Origin of the sequence: Ensifer sp. KUDG1, assembly GCF_050434285.1 — a bacterium.
In the GTDB taxonomy this organism is placed as follows: domain Bacteria; phylum Pseudomonadota; class Alphaproteobacteria; order Rhizobiales; family Rhizobiaceae; genus Ensifer.
Genome location: NZ_JBNDIG010000001.1, coordinates 174,571 through 188,326 on the forward strand (window position 1 = coordinate 174,571; position 13,756 = coordinate 188,326).

Annotated in this window: 16 protein-coding genes; 7 read left to right on the forward strand and 9 right to left on the reverse strand. The window is 63.8% G+C overall.

The features are described from left to right. The first annotated feature begins 54 nt into the window (after positions 1-54). From M2267_RS00895 to M2267_RS00910, 4 genes are all read left to right on the forward strand, one after another. Positions 55-633: a helix-turn-helix domain-containing protein gene (locus tag M2267_RS00895; protein ID WP_192448148.1), complete on the forward strand. Its 579-nt coding sequence runs from the start codon at positions 55-57 to the stop codon at positions 631-633. Between the two features lie 2 nt (positions 634-635). After that, entirely contained in the window at positions 636-1,163 is a 528-nt protein-coding gene (locus M2267_RS00900) for an N-acetyltransferase family protein (RefSeq protein WP_429111941.1), read from the forward strand. 293 nt (positions 1,164-1,456) lie between these two features. After that, positions 1,457-2,482 carry a histone deacetylase family protein gene (locus M2267_RS00905; protein WP_429111942.1) on the forward strand — a complete coding sequence of 342 codons (1,026 nt, stop codon included), beginning with the start codon at positions 1,457-1,459 and terminating at the stop codon, positions 2,480-2,482. Positions 2,483-2,581: 99 nt separating this feature from the next. Continuing rightward, complete coding sequence (locus M2267_RS00910) at positions 2,582-2,929, forward strand: antibiotic biosynthesis monooxygenase (RefSeq protein WP_429111943.1); 348 nt, start codon at positions 2,582-2,584, stop codon at positions 2,927-2,929. A gap of 118 nt (positions 2,930-3,047) precedes the next feature. Here M2267_RS00910 and M2267_RS00915 read toward each other — a convergent pair whose 3' ends face one another. Further along, a complete protein-coding gene (locus M2267_RS00915) occupies positions 3,048-3,686 on the reverse strand; it encodes an exopolysaccharide biosynthesis protein (protein ID WP_192448145.1) in 639 nt (212 codons plus the stop codon). Positions 3,687-3,889: 203 nt separating this feature from the next. On the opposite strand from M2267_RS00915, the gene M2267_RS00920 reads away from it, so the two are divergent. Continuing rightward, positions 3,890-4,552 (forward strand): OmpA family protein, encoded by a 663-nt coding sequence (locus M2267_RS00920; RefSeq protein WP_029742421.1) that lies wholly within the window; start codon positions 3,890-3,892, stop codon positions 4,550-4,552. 71 nt (positions 4,553-4,623) lie between these two features. Here the strand turns inward: M2267_RS00920 and M2267_RS00925 are convergent, their stop codons facing one another. The 7 genes from M2267_RS00925 to epmA form a co-directional block, all read right to left on the reverse strand. After that, positions 4,624-5,439, reverse strand: a complete 816-nt coding sequence (locus M2267_RS00925; protein WP_429111945.1) for a class I SAM-dependent methyltransferase — start codon at positions 5,437-5,439, stop codon at positions 4,624-4,626. 85 nt (positions 5,440-5,524) lie between these two features. Next, on the reverse strand, positions 5,525-6,955 hold the full coding sequence (locus tag M2267_RS00930; protein WP_429111947.1) for an MFS transporter: 1,431 nt from the start codon (positions 6,953-6,955) through the stop codon (positions 5,525-5,527). Positions 6,956-7,045: 90 nt separating this feature from the next. Continuing rightward, complete coding sequence (locus M2267_RS00935) at positions 7,046-7,693, reverse strand: sigma factor-like helix-turn-helix DNA-binding protein (RefSeq protein ID WP_429111949.1); 648 nt, start codon at positions 7,691-7,693, stop codon at positions 7,046-7,048. Next, positions 7,633-7,938 carry a sigma factor gene (locus tag M2267_RS00940; protein WP_429111951.1) on the reverse strand — a complete coding sequence of 102 codons (306 nt, stop codon included), beginning with the start codon at positions 7,936-7,938 and terminating at the stop codon, positions 7,633-7,635. The genes M2267_RS00935 and M2267_RS00940 overlap by 61 nt, the downstream gene beginning before the upstream one ends. Position 7,939: 1 nt before the next feature. After that, a complete protein-coding gene (locus M2267_RS00945) occupies positions 7,940-8,371 on the reverse strand; it encodes a carboxymuconolactone decarboxylase family protein (protein WP_429111952.1) in 432 nt (143 codons plus the stop codon). A 167-nt stretch (positions 8,372-8,538) separates the two neighbouring features. Beyond that, positions 8,539-9,591 carry a lysine-2,3-aminomutase-like protein gene (locus tag M2267_RS00950; RefSeq protein ID WP_429111954.1) on the reverse strand — a complete coding sequence of 351 codons (1,053 nt, stop codon included), beginning with the start codon at positions 9,589-9,591 and terminating at the stop codon, positions 8,539-8,541. Beyond that, positions 9,588-10,640 carry an EF-P lysine aminoacylase EpmA gene (gene epmA / locus M2267_RS00955; protein WP_429111956.1) on the reverse strand — a complete coding sequence of 351 codons (1,053 nt, stop codon included), beginning with the start codon at positions 10,638-10,640 and terminating at the stop codon, positions 9,588-9,590. The genes M2267_RS00950 and epmA overlap by 4 nt, the downstream gene beginning before the upstream one ends. Positions 10,641-10,800: 160 nt before the next feature. Here epmA and efp point away from each other — a divergent pair, with 160 nt between their 5' ends. Both efp and M2267_RS00965 read left to right on the forward strand, forming a co-directional pair. Beyond that, on the forward strand, positions 10,801-11,370 hold the full coding sequence (efp, locus tag M2267_RS00960) for an elongation factor P (protein WP_043617128.1): 570 nt from the start codon (positions 10,801-10,803) through the stop codon (positions 11,368-11,370). Positions 11,371-11,530: 160 nt separating this feature from the next. Beyond that, positions 11,531-12,772 carry a class I SAM-dependent methyltransferase gene (locus tag M2267_RS00965; protein ID WP_429111957.1) on the forward strand — a complete coding sequence of 414 codons (1,242 nt, stop codon included), beginning with the start codon at positions 11,531-11,533 and terminating at the stop codon, positions 12,770-12,772. On the opposite strand, the gene M2267_RS00970 is transcribed toward M2267_RS00965, so the two are convergent. Continuing rightward, positions 12,762-13,592, reverse strand: coding sequence for a lipo-like protein (locus tag M2267_RS00970; RefSeq protein WP_429111959.1), 831 nt, complete (start codon positions 13,590-13,592; stop codon positions 12,762-12,764). The genes M2267_RS00965 and M2267_RS00970 overlap by 11 nt on opposite strands. Positions 13,593-13,756: the final 164 nt, after the last annotated feature.

Here is a 13,756-nt window from a genome sequence, read left to right on the forward strand (position 1 = left end):
TTTTCAGTCTTTCGTAGTCTTGACTCCACTATATGAGAAATGCAATCTCAAATAATGGAAAACGTCACCGACCCTCTCGAACATGCCATTGGCGAGCGCATCCGCACGCTGCGGACGCAACAGAACCTGACGCTCGACGAGCTCGCCTCAAGCTCCGGCGTCAGCCGGGCGATGATCTCGCGCATCGAGCGCGGCGAGGCGAGCCCGACCGCCCAGCTTCTTGCCAAGCTTTGCAGCGCGCTCTCGACGACCCTTTCCGCGCTCTTTGCCTTCGAAGCCGAGGAGGCATCACCGCTTGCCAGGCGCGCCGATCAGCGACTCTGGCGCGATCCGGAATCCGGCTATCTGCGCCGCTCCGTCTCCCCGGACGGTCTTGGCTCGCCGATCGATATCGTCGAGGTCGAGTTTCCGCCCGGTGCCCGCGTCGTCTTCGAGCGGCAACCCTCCGATCGCGGCATCACCCAGCATCTCTGGCTGTTTTCCGGGCGGCTCGAAATGACGACTGCATCCGGCTTCCATTCGCTCGAGCCAGGCGACTGCCTGTTCATGGGGCTGGAGGCGGGCCACATCTTCCACAACCCCCACGATGAGCCGGCTCACTATGCCGTCATCCTCTGCCGCACCAAGGTTTGACCATGTCCGACATTCAGATCCGCCTGCTCGATGAAGCCCAGACCCGCGACGCCATCCCGGCGCTTGCCGAGGTGCTATCCGATTGCGTCGAGGGCGGCGCCTCGGTCGGTTTCATGCAGCCCTATCCGCCGGAAGCGGCACTCGCCTACTGGCGCGGCGTCGCGGAGGCGGTTGCCGGCGGTGAGACGCTGCTGATGGTTGCCGAGGTTGCCGGCCGCATCTTTGGCACCGTGCAGGTCGGCGTCGCGCAGATGCCGAACCAGCCGCATCGCGGCGACCTGAAGAAGCTGCTGGTGCATCGCGACGCCCGCGGCAAGGGCCTGGCGCGCCGGCTGATGGACGCGGTCGAGCGCGAAGCCGCCACCCGCGGCAAGACACTGCTGGTGCTCGACACAGCGACCGGCAGCGATGCCGAGGCGATCTATCCGCGCCTCGGCTGGGAGCGCGTCGGCGTCATCCCGGATTACGCCATGTGGCCGGAGGGCGGCCTGTGCGCCACGACGTTCTTTTACAAGCGGATTGCGGCTTAGTGGCATTTGTCGCGGCTCGCGATTGCCCCTCTCCTCGGGTTAAACCCGAGGACTAACCCTCTCCCCGCTCGCGGGGAGAGGGGACATGCGCGAGGTGCGGGCTGACCGTTTCACGCCTGATCGGAGAACCCGCGAGCGTACACTGTGGCCGAGCGGGTGCCGCGCGTCTCCTTCGCCCCGCTTGCGGGGAGAAGGTGGCCGGCAGGCCGGATGAGGGGCATCCACCAAGGTTGCCAAGTCTGAAACCACGGGTAGGGTACCGGCACCATCTGTAGCCTCTTCAGGACATCCCCATGCGCATTTGTTACACCGAAGACCACAAGCTCCGTGACGCCAAGACCGAGCTTTTCGGCGGCGAACTTGTGCCGCCTTTCGAGGCGCCGTTTCGCGCCGAGTGGATTCTGGCGGCGGTCAAAGAAGCCGGCTTCCACGATGTCGTGGCACCGGAACGTCACGGTCTCGATGTCGCGCTCAAGCTGCATGCGCCCGATTATCTCGACTTTCTCGAAATCGCCTGGTCCCGCTGGGTTGCCGATGGCTACCGCGGCGAGGCGATCCCGGCCTGCTTTCCGGCGCGGCGCATGCGCCAGCATCCGCCGAGGGACATCGACGGCGCGCTCGGCTACTATTCCTTCGCGGCGGAAACGGCGATCACCGAGGGCACCTATGCGGCCGCCCGCGCCGCGATGGATTGTGCCATCTCGGCCGCCGACCACATCCATGCCGGCAACCGTGCCGCCTTCGCGCTCTGCCGCCCGCCCGGCCATCATGCGGCGATCGATCTCTATGGCGGCTATTCCTTCATCAACAATGCCGCCTGCGCCGCCCAGCGCCTAAGGGATCATGGTGCCCGGAAGGTCGCCGTGCTCGACGTCGATTTCCACCATGGCAACGGCACCCAGGATATTTTCTACGAGCGCGGCGACGTCTACTTCGCCTCGCTGCATGGCGACCCCGTCGAGGCCTTTCCGCATTTCCTCGGCTTTGCCGACGAGGAGGGCGCCGGCGCCGGGCTCGGCACGACGAAGAACTACCCGCTGCCGCGCGGTACGCTGTTTGACGCCTGGTCGGCGGCCATGGCCGATGCGCTCTCGCGCATCGAGGCCTTCGGTGCCGAGGCCCTGGTCGTCTCGCTCGGCGTCGATACCTTCGAGCGCGATCCGATCTCGTTCTTCCGACTGAAATCCGAAGATTATCTGCGCATGGGCGAGGCGCTGCAGCGCACCGGCCTGCCGGTCGTCGTCTGCATGGAGGGCGGCTACGGCGTACCGGAAATCGGCCTCAACGTCGCCAATGTGCTGAAGGGTATTTCTGGCTAAAGGTCAGCATTCGGAAAAATGCGCTTGCCGCTATTGACCTCAACTTTACTTGAGGTCGTACGACTACTCTCGTTCAAAAGAGATCAGAGGAAAAGAGCTATGAGCAGTCGGTCAAATAGCGTGGCGCCGCTTTACCGCATCAACAAATACACCGTGCCGGCGGAAGCCCGGCCGCAATTCGTCGAACTGGTCGACAAGACGCTGGCCGTCATTCGCAAGCAGGATGGTTATGTGAAAGACCTGTTCCTGGAGCAGCATGCTGGTCCCGGCCAGTTCGATTTCATCACCATGATCGAATTCGCGAGTGCCGACGTCGCGCCCAAGGTCGCAGCCGCGCTGATCGAGTTCGACCGCCAGCTCGGCCTCGATCGCGAGGCGCTGATGAAGACGCTCGGCATCCGTACCGATTTCGCCAGCTACCGCGCCTTCGGCGGGCTGGCTGCCTAGGGCCGTTCCAGCAAACGTTGCAGCGGTTTTCCGTCCGGAATTAGGTGTAACAGAGGGCTGGAACGAAAAAGGCCCGGCGGTCAGCCGGGCCGATCCATGCTTCCGATGCGAACGCGCGTCAGGAAACGAAGAACGTCGACAGGCCCTGGCCGGCGGCAAAGGCCATATAGGCAAGCACGGTGAAATAGACCGTCGTCGCGACGAGGAAGAGATAGCCGCCGGCCACCATCAGCCCGTCGCGCTGGATGATACCGAGCGAGAGAAGCAGGATCGCGATCCCCGGCAGCGTGTTCGACAGCGGGATGAGCCCAAGCGGGAACATCAGCAGGATGCCGCCGGCCATGATCATCAGGCCGTTGAAGCGGTTCATCAGCGCGCCCTGCGTCAGGAAGCCGAGACGCGGCCGGACATAGCGGTCGAGCTTGGAAACGATATCCGCGCCTTTTTGCAGGGTCGGCACCAGCTTCTCGGTTTCGATCCGGCGATCGAGAATGCGCTGCGGCATCCATGGCAGTCGGTTGAGCGTGACCGATACGGAAATCAGGATGATCGCCGCGCCGAAGACGGTGCTGACGCCCGGGATCGACACCGGCAGCAGAAACGGCAGCGTCAGCAGGGCGCACAGCAGCAGGAAGCCCTGTTCGCCGATTTCGGTCATCAGTTCGCGCAGCGTGATCGTCTCGCCGCGGATCGAGGCAATCATGCCGTTGAGCGTGTCGCTGAGACTGCGTTGCGTGTCGCCGAACTCGATTGCCATTGGAGCTTGCCTCTCTTTTCTTGGATGCCCGTCCTATCAAGAGCGTGTGAAGGATCGGTTATTGTGTGCCCTGATGGCCACGCCGGCCGCTGGAGAAGCGGGATTTGCCGGCAAACCGTGGCGTGAATGGGACGCCTCTTCATCTTCCTGCCGCAATCGCTAGTATGAAGCAACTTCGAGCACCAATGGGGACAACTGATTCCATGATCAAGAAATGCGCCATTCTGGCTGTCGCGGCCATCTATCTTTCGGGATGCACCACCACCGATCCCTATACGGGCGAGCAGAAGATGTCGAACACCGCCGGTGGCGCGCTGATCGGCGCAGGCCTCGGCGCGGCAACCGGTCTGCTGGTTGGCGGCAGTGCTGCAGGACGGCGTGACTCGGCCCTCGTCGGCGCCGCGATCGGCGGTCTCGGTGGCGGCCTGATCGGCAACTACATGGACAACCAGGAAGCCGAACTGCGCGCCCAGCTGCAGGGCACCGGCGTATCGGTCACCCGCGCCGGCGACCGCATCATCCTCAACATGCCGTCCAACATCACGTTCGCGACCGACCGCGACCAGGTGATCCCGGCCTTCTACGACACGCTGAACTCGGTGGCGATCGTGCTGCGCAAGTTCAACAAGACGATGATCGATGTCGACGGCCACACGGACGCGACCGGCAGCGCCTCGTACAACCAGGGCCTTTCCGAGCGCCGTGCCGCTTCGGTCGCCAACTATCTCGCTGGTCAGGGCGTCGACCAGCGCCGCATGTCGGCCATGGGCTACGGCAAGGAGCGTCCGATCGCGTCCAACGGCAGCGAAGCCGGCCGCGCGCAGAACCGCCGCGTCGAAATCTCGATCGCGCCGATCAAGGCCTGATCGGTCGAAATCGACGGCTTGTAATGAAAGGGCTGCGCCGAAAGGCGCGGCCCTTTTTCATTTTCGTCGGGCTAGAAGCGGTAGCGCAACAGGCGGCCCATCCGGCGCAGCATCGGCAGGGCACTGACGACATGCGCCGCTATGCGCGCCAATGGCGACAGGCGCGCGACCTGGCCCGAATCATACTCGCTGATCTCGTCGAGCAACGTCAGCCCGGGCACGTCGCGTTCCAGCGCTTGCGCGTTTTCCAGTCCCCAGCGAAGCTCAGCCCCCGTTGCCCGCAGCGATGGGCTGAGCCGCAAAAGCTCGATACCGAGATGGCTGTAGGCGTCGAAGACGATTTCCCCGCCGGCAAGACAGGAGGTCAAGCGCCGCAGAAGGTCGCGGACATCCTGTTCGGAAAGATAGGGAAATACGCCCTCGGCGACGACAATCGCCGGGCGATCCGCCGGAACGAGGTCGATCCAGCCTCTTTCTGTGATGGAGGACGCGATCATGGTTGCGCCCCGGCGCTCCGGGAAGAACTGTCGCCGCAAGGCGATCACATCGGGAAAGTCGACGTCGAACCAGCCGATGGACGCGGGCGGATCGAGCCGCAGCACGCGGGTGTCGAGACCGCAGCCGAGGTTGAGCACGATTGCGTCCGGGTGGCGCCCGATAAAGAGGCGCGTCCAGCGGTCGAGCATATGGGCGCGCACGGCAATGCCGATGGTCATGTCGTGGCCGGCATCGGGTGGTTTCGGCCTGCCGGCGAGCCGCCGCATCAGATCGGCGGCAAAGTGATCGTTGAGCAGGGAATCCGGGAACACGCTCTCTGCGGCTTTGGCCTGGAGCGTGACCAGCAAGGTCTCCCGTACGCCATGAAGGCCGATCTCCTCGGCTTCCATCCTCTCCTCCCAAGGGCGTTGCGCACCCCGCCGCACAACTTGCATTTTGCAGGCCCTCCACCCCGGAGAAGGCCCGCAAAGGCGCCTATATCGCCGTTCGGCGCGCCCGCCAGACACGCCCGGCTGTCAGCACGGCCAGCGCCGGCATCAGCGCAAACAGCCAGAAGAGCCAGCGCGTCGCCGTTGCCACGCCTTCCGTCGACGGCGTTTCGATGCCGGCGAGATTGGCAGTCAGCCCGGCAAGCGCCGCGCCGAGCGCTGCGGCGAAGAGTTGGACCGTGGTAATCGAGCTCGACGCCTTCTCCGCTTCGCCCTCCGGCGCAAATTCATAGACGGCCGTCACAATGTGCGGCCAGGCAAAGCCCATGCCGAAACCGACCGCCATTATGCCGATGCTGAGCGGCGCGGCGATCACCATGAATTCCGAGCCTGCCATCGGCATGAACAGCGCAATCAGTGCCAGGCCGGCAAAGCCGAAGGCCGGGCCGGCAAAGATCGTCTGCTTCGCCCTTTCGCCGTGCCAGTGCGCGCTTGTCATCGACCCGGCGGTCCAGCCGATCGACATCAGCGCCGCAATGTAGACGGCGACCAGCGGCGACAAGCCGTGCAACTCCTGCAAGAGGTACGGCACATAGATTTCCGGCTGCAGGCCGACCATCAGCAGGGTGATCGTAGCATAAAGGGCTGCCAGCGGGGAGGCCGGGGTGAAACTGCCGGAGGGGAGCAATTTGCCGGTCGCCCGCTTCTCGACGACGAGCAGCGCCAGGAACATGAGGATCGCGGCGCCGACGCAGCCTACCTGCTCCGCCGCCGTGGTCAGCGTGCTGGCGACGGAAAGCGCTAGCACGATGGCGACGAGCAGCGCCAGTTGCACCAAGGGAAGCGGTGTGCGCCCGCTCTCGCCGGCAGCCTTGCGCGGCAAGGTCGAGAAGGCGAGCGTCGCCAGCAACGCCGTCAGCGGCAAGAGCGACCAGAAGGCGACGCGCCAGGTGGAAAACTCGGCGAACATGCCGCCGATCGCCGGGCCGACAAGTGTCGCCGTGCCCCAGGTGGCCGAAATCAGGCCGATGGCGCGGGTCCACAGTTCCGGCCGGAAGACCTCGCGGATCACGCCATAGGCAAGCGCATAGAGCAGCCCGCCGCCAAAGCCCTGGATCGCGCGGCCGGCAAGCAGCATCGCCATCGAGGGGGCTGCGGCGCAGAGGAGCGTGCCCAGGCCGAAGACGAGCGCACCGATCGCATAGGCGCCGCCGGCGCCGACGACACCAAGCAGCCGGGCCGACAGGGCCGCGCCGAGGATCGAGGCGGCGACGAAGACGGTCGTGCTCCAGGCGTAATATTCGAGCCCGCCGATCTCGCGCACGATCGACGGCATGATCGTCGTCACGACATAGATGTTGAGCGCGTGCAGCGCGACGCCACCGCTGAGCACCAGCGAATGCACGGCGTTGCCGCCGGTCAAAAGCGCGCGCCAGCCGGTTTCCTGATGGGGAGGAGCGGATGTTTTTTCGAGCATGTCAGTACCTCATGCAGGGGTATCGCCGTAAACGTGCGACCGGCCTCGCCGGTGGGGAGGATCACGTTTGCAAAGGCGAAGCCGCCAGTATCAGTGGAGCGCAGCCTCGCCGAAACGCGTGAGCTTTTCCGGGTTGCGCATGATGAAGATGTCGTTGACGTTTCCGTCGCCGTCATAGCCGAAGGCGACGGTTGCCGCGATCTCGTTTTTCGCTTCGTCCCGAAGCACGATGCCGCGGCCGCCATTGATGTCGCCGATTTCCCAAACGTAGTGCGACCAGTATTCGGTAAGCCGGTCTACGATGAAGGCGAGCACCGTTTCCTTGCCGGCGAGCACGCCGAGCACGGTCGCCACCTTGCCGCCGCCGTCGGCCGTCAGCTTCACATCGGCCGAAAGCAGGGCCGAGAGCCCGGTAACATTGCCGCCGTGGATCGCCGTGTGAAAGGCCGAAAGCAGTTCGTCCTGTCGTTCGCGCGGCGTCTGGTGCCGGGCCTTCTCCAGCCCGATGTTGGTCTTGGCGCGCGACACCAGCTTGCGCGCGGCGGTTTCCTGCATGTCGAGCGTTTCGGCCACTTCCTCATAGGGCTGGCCGAAGATCTCGTGCAGCAGATATGCGGCGCGCTCCTTCGGCGTCAGCCGTTCGAGCATCAAAAGGAACGCGGTGGTGAGCGAGGAGGTCAGCGCCAGCTTCTCCTCGGCATTGTCGTCGCTCGCCGTATGGATCGGCTCGGGCAGCATGCGCCGACATAGTCGACGCGCTTGCGGTGCGCCGCTTTCAGGAGGTCGAGGCAGCGGCGGGTGCAGGCCGTCGTCAGCCATGCCGCCGGCGTGTCGATCGATGCCCGGTCGACCTCCTGCCATTTCAGGAACGTGTCCTGCACCGCATCTTCCGCATCGGCACGCGAGCCGAGAATGCGGTAGGCAAGACCGAGGAGGCGCGGGCGCCCCTCCTCGAAGATCTGCATGTGCTGCCGGTCTTTCATGTCAGTGCCTCGAAATCTGGATGCGGTTCCAAAGGTTGATCATCGCCACCGTCGCGGTGATGACGCTGATCTCCTTTTCGCTGAAATGCTGGCGCAGCTCGGCGCGAAGCGGCGCAAAATCGGTGCGCGGTTCCAGTTCGGTCAGTGCCTCGGTCCAGGCAAGGGCTGCCTTCTCACGCGGGGTGAAATCACTGACCTGGTCCCAGACGATGATGCGGTCGAGCCGCTCGTTGCTCTCGCCCTCGGCGCGGGATTCCTTGGTGTGCATCTTCACGCAGAAGCCGCAGCGGTTGATCTGCGAGGCGCGCAGTTGCACGAGATTGTGGATCGTGCGGTCGAGCCCGTGCAGGTCCATGGTCTTGTGCACGTCGGCGAGCGCGCCGAGCACATCGGCGATTTCCTGTTCGTAGCGGACGGCTTTGGTATCGGTCATGGTCTCAACTCCATCGTTGTTGTGTTGCTTATGACCAATTGACGATCGACGCCGGACAGCTGTGACGCGGGCTCGATAATTTTTCTCGCAGGACGCGAAGAAAAATGCATGAGCTGATTATTTTGAAGAAGTTTCAATAATTTGAGAGTCGCGATTTCTCGCGGTCATCAGGCTTTCGGTGGATAGCTGTGCTCGCCGCCGCGAAAATCCGTGACCGTGTAACAGCCGCCGCCCTCGGCCGCGATCGAGGCAGCGCTGATCACCGCCTTGCCGTGCCCGCCGGGAATGTCGAGGATGTAGGTGGGCTGGCAGAGGCCGGAGACCCGGCCGCGCAGGGCGGCGACCAGCGCCTGGCCTTCCTCGATCGTCAGGCGGAAATGGCTGGTACCGGGCGCGAGGTCCGGGTGGTGCAGGTAATAGGGCTTGATCCGCGTCTCGACGAAGGCGCGCATCAGGCTGGCAAGCACCTCCGCATCGTCGTTGACGCCCCTCAAGAGCACCGACTGGCTGACCATGACGATGCCGGCATCGATCAGTCGGGCAGAGGCAGCACGCGCCTCGTCCGTCAGCTCGCGCGGGTGGTTGGCATGCAGCGCCACATAGGTCGCCTTGCCGCTGGCCTTCAGCGCCGCGATCAGGTCGGCGTCGATGCGTGCCGGCTCGACCACCGGAACGCGCGTGTGGAAACGGACGATCTTCACATGCGGGATCGGCTTCAGCCGTTCCATGAGTTCGGTGAGCCGTCGCGGCGACAACACCAGCGGATCACCACCGGTGAGGATCACCTCCCAGATTTCCTCGTGCGCGGCGATATAGGCGATCGCAGCATCGAGTTCGGCCGGCGTCAGCGTGCCGAGACCCTGCGGCCCGACCATCTCGCGGCGGAAGCAGAAGCGGCAATAGACCGGGCAGACATGCACGGCCTTCAGAAGAACCCGGTCCGGATAGCGGTGAATGATGCCGGTGACGGGGCTGTGCGGCTTGTCCCCGATCGGGTCGTCGCGCTCTTCAGGCAGCAGCGTCAGTTCGGCCGCGTCGGGCACGAACTGGCGGGCAATCGGGTCATTGGGGTCGTTGGGATCGATGAGACCGGCGATCGCAGGGCTGATCGCGACGGCATAACGCTCGGCAACAGTGGCAACCGCCGCCTCCTTGGCGCTGTCGATGAGGCCTGTTTCGACCAACTCGCGTGCGGTCTTGATCGGGCGGTGAACGTTCACGCTCGTGTCTCCGCCACGGGCGCCCAAAGCACCTGGTCGATGCGCGACGCCCCGGTTGCGAGCATCACCAGCCGGTCGAAGCCGAGCGCAATGCCGCTTGCTTCGGGCATGATCGCGAGTGCCGCCAGAAAATCCTCGTCGAGCGGATAGGTCTCGCCATAGACGCGGGCCTTTTCGACCATTTCCATCTCGAAGCGCCGGCGCTGCTCGGCCGCGTCGGTCAGTTCGCCGAAGGCATTCGCAAGTTCGACGCCACAGGCATAGAGCTCGAAGCGTTCGGCAACGCGACGGTCGCGCGCGGCGGGGCGGGCGAGCGCGGCTTCCGCCGTCGGATATTCGTCGAGAATCGTCGCACGGCCGAAGCCGAGATGCGGTTCGACCTTTTCGACGAGCACGCGGCTGAAAAGATCGGCCCAGGTGTCGTCATGGGCGACCCGAAGACCGGCAGCGGCCATCGCTGCGGCAAGGGTTTCGCGATCGGTTTCGCCGCTCGGGACGATCGAGGCCAGGAGATCGATGCCGGCAAAACGCTCGAAGGCGTCCGCCACGCTGAGGCGCTCCGGAGCGGCGAAGGGATCGCAGGCCTGCCCCTGGAAAACGAATTGCTTCGTGCCGGTCGTTTCCGCCGCAAGCGCCAGGATCTCGGCGCAGTCGCGCATCAAGGCCTCGTAGCTTTCACCAGTGCGGTACCATTCGAGCATGGTGAACTCGGGGTGGTGCAGCGGTCCGCGCTCGCGGTTGCGGTAGACATGGGCGAAACAGGCGATGCGCTGTTCGCCGGCCGCCAGCAGCTTCTTGCAGGCAAATTCCGGCGAGGTGTGCAGATAGAGCGGATGCGCGGTTCCGTCGTGATTGAGCGCCTCTGTGGCGAAGGCATGCAGATGTGCCTCGTTGCCGGGCGAGACCTGCAGGGTCGCGGTGTCGACCTCGATGAAATCGCGTGTCTCGAAGAACCGGCGCAATGCCGATTGGATCCGGTTGCGGCCGAGAAGAAACGGGCGCCGGTCGGCATGGACATCGGGTGTCCACCAGGGTGAGGCATGCGACATGGTCGGTTCAGTCCAGGCTTTCTTCGCGCAGATGCCGGCTCAGGCTGGCTATTTGCACGAAATTAGGGTAGTGGCGGCGCGAAATCCTTATTTTCGCGTCCTTCAGGGCCAGTGTTTCCGGCCCACGGTGTCGCGCATACCTCTGTTACAAGGAAGACTAATGGTCAAGGTCATCGCTTCATCTGTCCGTAAGGGCAACGTACTCGACGTCGACGGCAAGCTCTATGTCGTGCTTACCGCCCAGAACTTCCACCCGGGCAAGGGCACGCCGGTCACCCAGGTCGACATGCGCCGCATTTCCGACGGCGTGAAGGTCTCCGAACGCTACCGCACGACCGAACAGGTCGAGCGCGCCTTCGTCGAAGACCGCGAGCACACCTTCCTTTATGAAGACGCCGAAGGCTTCCACTTCATGAACCCGGAAAGCTATGACCAGCTGGTCATGAGCACGGACGATATCGGCGACCTCAAGGCCTACCTGCAGGAAGGCATGGCCGTCATTCTTTCGATCCACGAAGGCCTGGCGATCGCCATCGACCTGCCGCGCCACGTGACGCTCGAAATCACCGAGACCGAGCCGGTCGTCAAGGGCCAGACGGCTTCGTCGTCCTACAAGCCGGCGGTTCTGTCGAACGGCGTTCGCACGCTCGTTCCGCCGCACATCCAGGCCGGCACCCGCGTCGTCATCGCGACGGAAGACGGTTCCTACGTCGAGCGCGCCAAGGACTGAGGCATCGACCAGGTCAATTTGGACGGGGACGGCAGCGAAGGTTGCCGTCCCCGTTTTCGTTTCCGGCAGGCTGCGTGAGCAACCAGAAATTTAAGGGGCGCATTTCGAAAAACGGGTGCTAGGATGCGGCGCCGATACGACGTGTCACGAGAGGGCCTGCATGTTCCCATTGTCGCATATGATGAAGTCGTTCATTCGCAAGGGTCGCCTGACGGTGATCGATGCCGATGGCAAGAGGCACGTTTATTCCGGGACGCCCGGGCCGGAAGTGACGATGCGTCTCACCGACAAGAAGCTCTATCGCAGCCTCGTCTTCAATGCGGAACTGGCCGCCGGCGAAGCCTATATGGATGGCACCATGCGCTTCGAGGAGGGCTCCACCCTCCGGGATTTCCTGACGCTGTTTTCGATCAACCGCCTGTCGCTCGGCTCCTACCCGATCCAGAAGTTGCTGCGCGCGGTAAAGATGCGCTTCCGCAAGCGCCAGCAGGCCAACCCCAAGGGCAAGGCACAGCAGAACGTCGCGCATCACTACGATCTCGGCAACGAGTTCTACAAGCTGTTCCTCGACGAGAACATGCTCTACTCCTGCGCCTATTTCCGCGAGCCGAACGAGACGCTCGAGACGGCGCAGCGCAACAAGCTGAGGTTGCTTGCCTCCAAGCTTTGCCTGGAGCCCGGCATGAAGGTGCTCGATATCGGCTGCGGCTGGGGCGACCTTGCGATGTATCTCGCGCAGCTCGCCGATGTTCAGGTGCTCGGCGTCACGCTTTCCAAGGAGCAGCAGGCGCTTGCCACCGAAAGGGCGCGTAAGGCTGGCCTTTCGGATCGGGTGCGCTTCGAGCTCAAAGACTATCGCGATGTTGAGGGGCCGTTCGACCGCATCGTCTCGGTCGGCATGTTCGAACATGTCGGCGTCCATCACTATGACGAGTTCTTCAAGAAGCTGAACGCGCTGATGCCGGACGACGGCCTGGCGGTGCTGCATTCGATCGGCCACATGAGCCCGCCCGGCATGGCAAGCTCCTGGCTTCGCAAGTACATCTTCCCGGGCGCCTATTCGCCGGCACTGTCGGAGGTCTTCGAGGTCGTCGAGCGCAACAGCCTCTGGGTCAGCGATCTCGAATTCCTGCGGGTGCACTATGCAACGACGCTAGCCCATTGGGGCGCGCGCTTCGACGCGAACCGCGACAAGGTGATCGCCCTCTACGACGAGCGCTTTGCCCGTATGTGGGAGTTCTATCTGATCAGTGCCGAGATGATGTTCCGCACCGGCAGCCAGCTCGTCTTCCACATGCAGCTGTCGCGCTCGCGTGATGCCGCGCCGATCGTTCGCGACTACATCACCGACCGCCAGCGCGATTTCATGGCCCGCGAACAGGCGCTCGCTCTCAACCTTTGAACGGGTGTTCTCCGTCACCGTGCCAGCGCAATCGCTTGTAGTCGAAGCCGAACTCCAGCGTCGGCTTGACGATCGCAAAGTACGGCGAGAGGTCGAAATCCCTGGGCGTGTAGAGCGAATGGTGGCGGATGTGCAGGATCTCTTCGCGTGAATAGGTCGAGGTTGCGGCCGCCCGTCCGGGCGCGCGGGTAACCTCGGGCAGGATCGGATAGCGGATCTGCTCGAAGGCGGCCGCAATCAGCGTCGAGCAGATCGCCCGCGTCGGATCGCCGGAACCGAAGGCCAGCAACCGTCGCCGCCAGCGCACCGGAACCGGCGGTGTCGGCAGGAAGTAGCGCAGCATGTCCAGAATGTTCTTCAGGTCGTATTTCAACCCGAGCCTCGAGATCATGAAGCCGACGAGTGCCGTGCGATCATCCGGCGTCAGCGCGATCGGCCGGCAGATGCGGGTGTTGAACGAGGCGTATTTCTTCAACGGCACGGCGACGCAGCCCTCGCCGATGTTGACCTCGATCAGCTGCGGCCGCTCGATGACCGGCAATGTCGCCTGATCGAGCGTCAGCGGCATCTGGTCGCCGGCAAAGAAGGCGGCATGCGACCAGGTCGATTGCGTCAGGTACTTGATCGCCGCCGAAACCTTCTGGTTGCCCTCGATCAAGAGAATGTCGCCCGGGCGCAGCGTGCGCGCCAGCGTTTCCTGATCGGATGGCGTGTAGGGTTCGTAGCCGGATGTCTGCGCCTGCAGGCGCGCGGCGAGCCTGGCGCCGAGACGATCCAACACTGTGTCTTTGCTTTCGGAAAGCGGATAGATGGTCCTCATCGAGGCGATCGCTCCGGAGAAGGGAATGAGATTCGCGGCTGGCCGGCATCGTGGCCGAGCCGCGACACTCTGTCGAGAGATTGTCGCATGATTGCATGGCTTTGGCCTTGACGGTGGCATCTCAGATTTCTATTTTAGAATTATTCTAAAGAAGGTTTCCTCCC

Coding starts and splice junctions, on each gene's coding strand:
- M2267_RS00895 (WP_192448148.1), top strand. CDS start 55: ATGGAAAACGTCACCGACCCTCTCGAACATGCCATTGGCGAGCGCATC.
- M2267_RS00900 (WP_429111941.1), top strand. CDS start 636: ATGTCCGACATTCAGATCCGCCTGCTCGATGAAGCCCAGACCCGCGAC.
- M2267_RS00905 (WP_429111942.1), top strand. CDS start 1,457: ATGCGCATTTGTTACACCGAAGACCACAAGCTCCGTGACGCCAAGACC.
- M2267_RS00910 (WP_429111943.1), top strand. CDS start 2,582: ATGAGCAGTCGGTCAAATAGCGTGGCGCCGCTTTACCGCATCAACAAA.
- M2267_RS00915 (WP_192448145.1), bottom strand. CDS start 3,686: ATGGCAATCGAGTTCGGCGACACGCAACGCAGTCTCAGCGACACGCTC.
- M2267_RS00920 (WP_029742421.1), top strand. CDS start 3,890: ATGATCAAGAAATGCGCCATTCTGGCTGTCGCGGCCATCTATCTTTCG.
- M2267_RS00925 (WP_429111945.1), bottom strand. CDS start 5,439: ATGGAAGCCGAGGAGATCGGCCTTCATGGCGTACGGGAGACCTTGCTG.
- M2267_RS00930 (WP_429111947.1), bottom strand. CDS start 6,955: ATGCTCGAAAAAACATCCGCTCCTCCCCATCAGGAAACCGGCTGGCGC.
- M2267_RS00935 (WP_429111949.1), bottom strand. CDS start 7,693: ATGCTGCCCGAGCCGATCCATACGGCGAGCGACGACAATGCCGAGGAG.
- M2267_RS00940 (WP_429111951.1), bottom strand. CDS start 7,938: ATGAAAGACCGGCAGCACATGCAGATCTTCGAGGAGGGGCGCCCGCGC.
- M2267_RS00945 (WP_429111952.1), bottom strand. CDS start 8,371: ATGACCGATACCAAAGCCGTCCGCTACGAACAGGAAATCGCCGATGTG.
- epmA (WP_429111956.1), bottom strand. CDS start 10,640: ATGTCGCATGCCTCACCCTGGTGGACACCCGATGTCCATGCCGACCGG.
- efp (WP_043617128.1), top strand. CDS start 10,801: ATGGTCAAGGTCATCGCTTCATCTGTCCGTAAGGGCAACGTACTCGAC.
- M2267_RS00965 (WP_429111957.1), top strand. CDS start 11,531: ATGTTCCCATTGTCGCATATGATGAAGTCGTTCATTCGCAAGGGTCGC.
- M2267_RS00970 (WP_429111959.1), bottom strand. CDS start 13,592: ATGAGGACCATCTATCCGCTTTCCGAAAGCAAAGACACAGTGTTGGAT.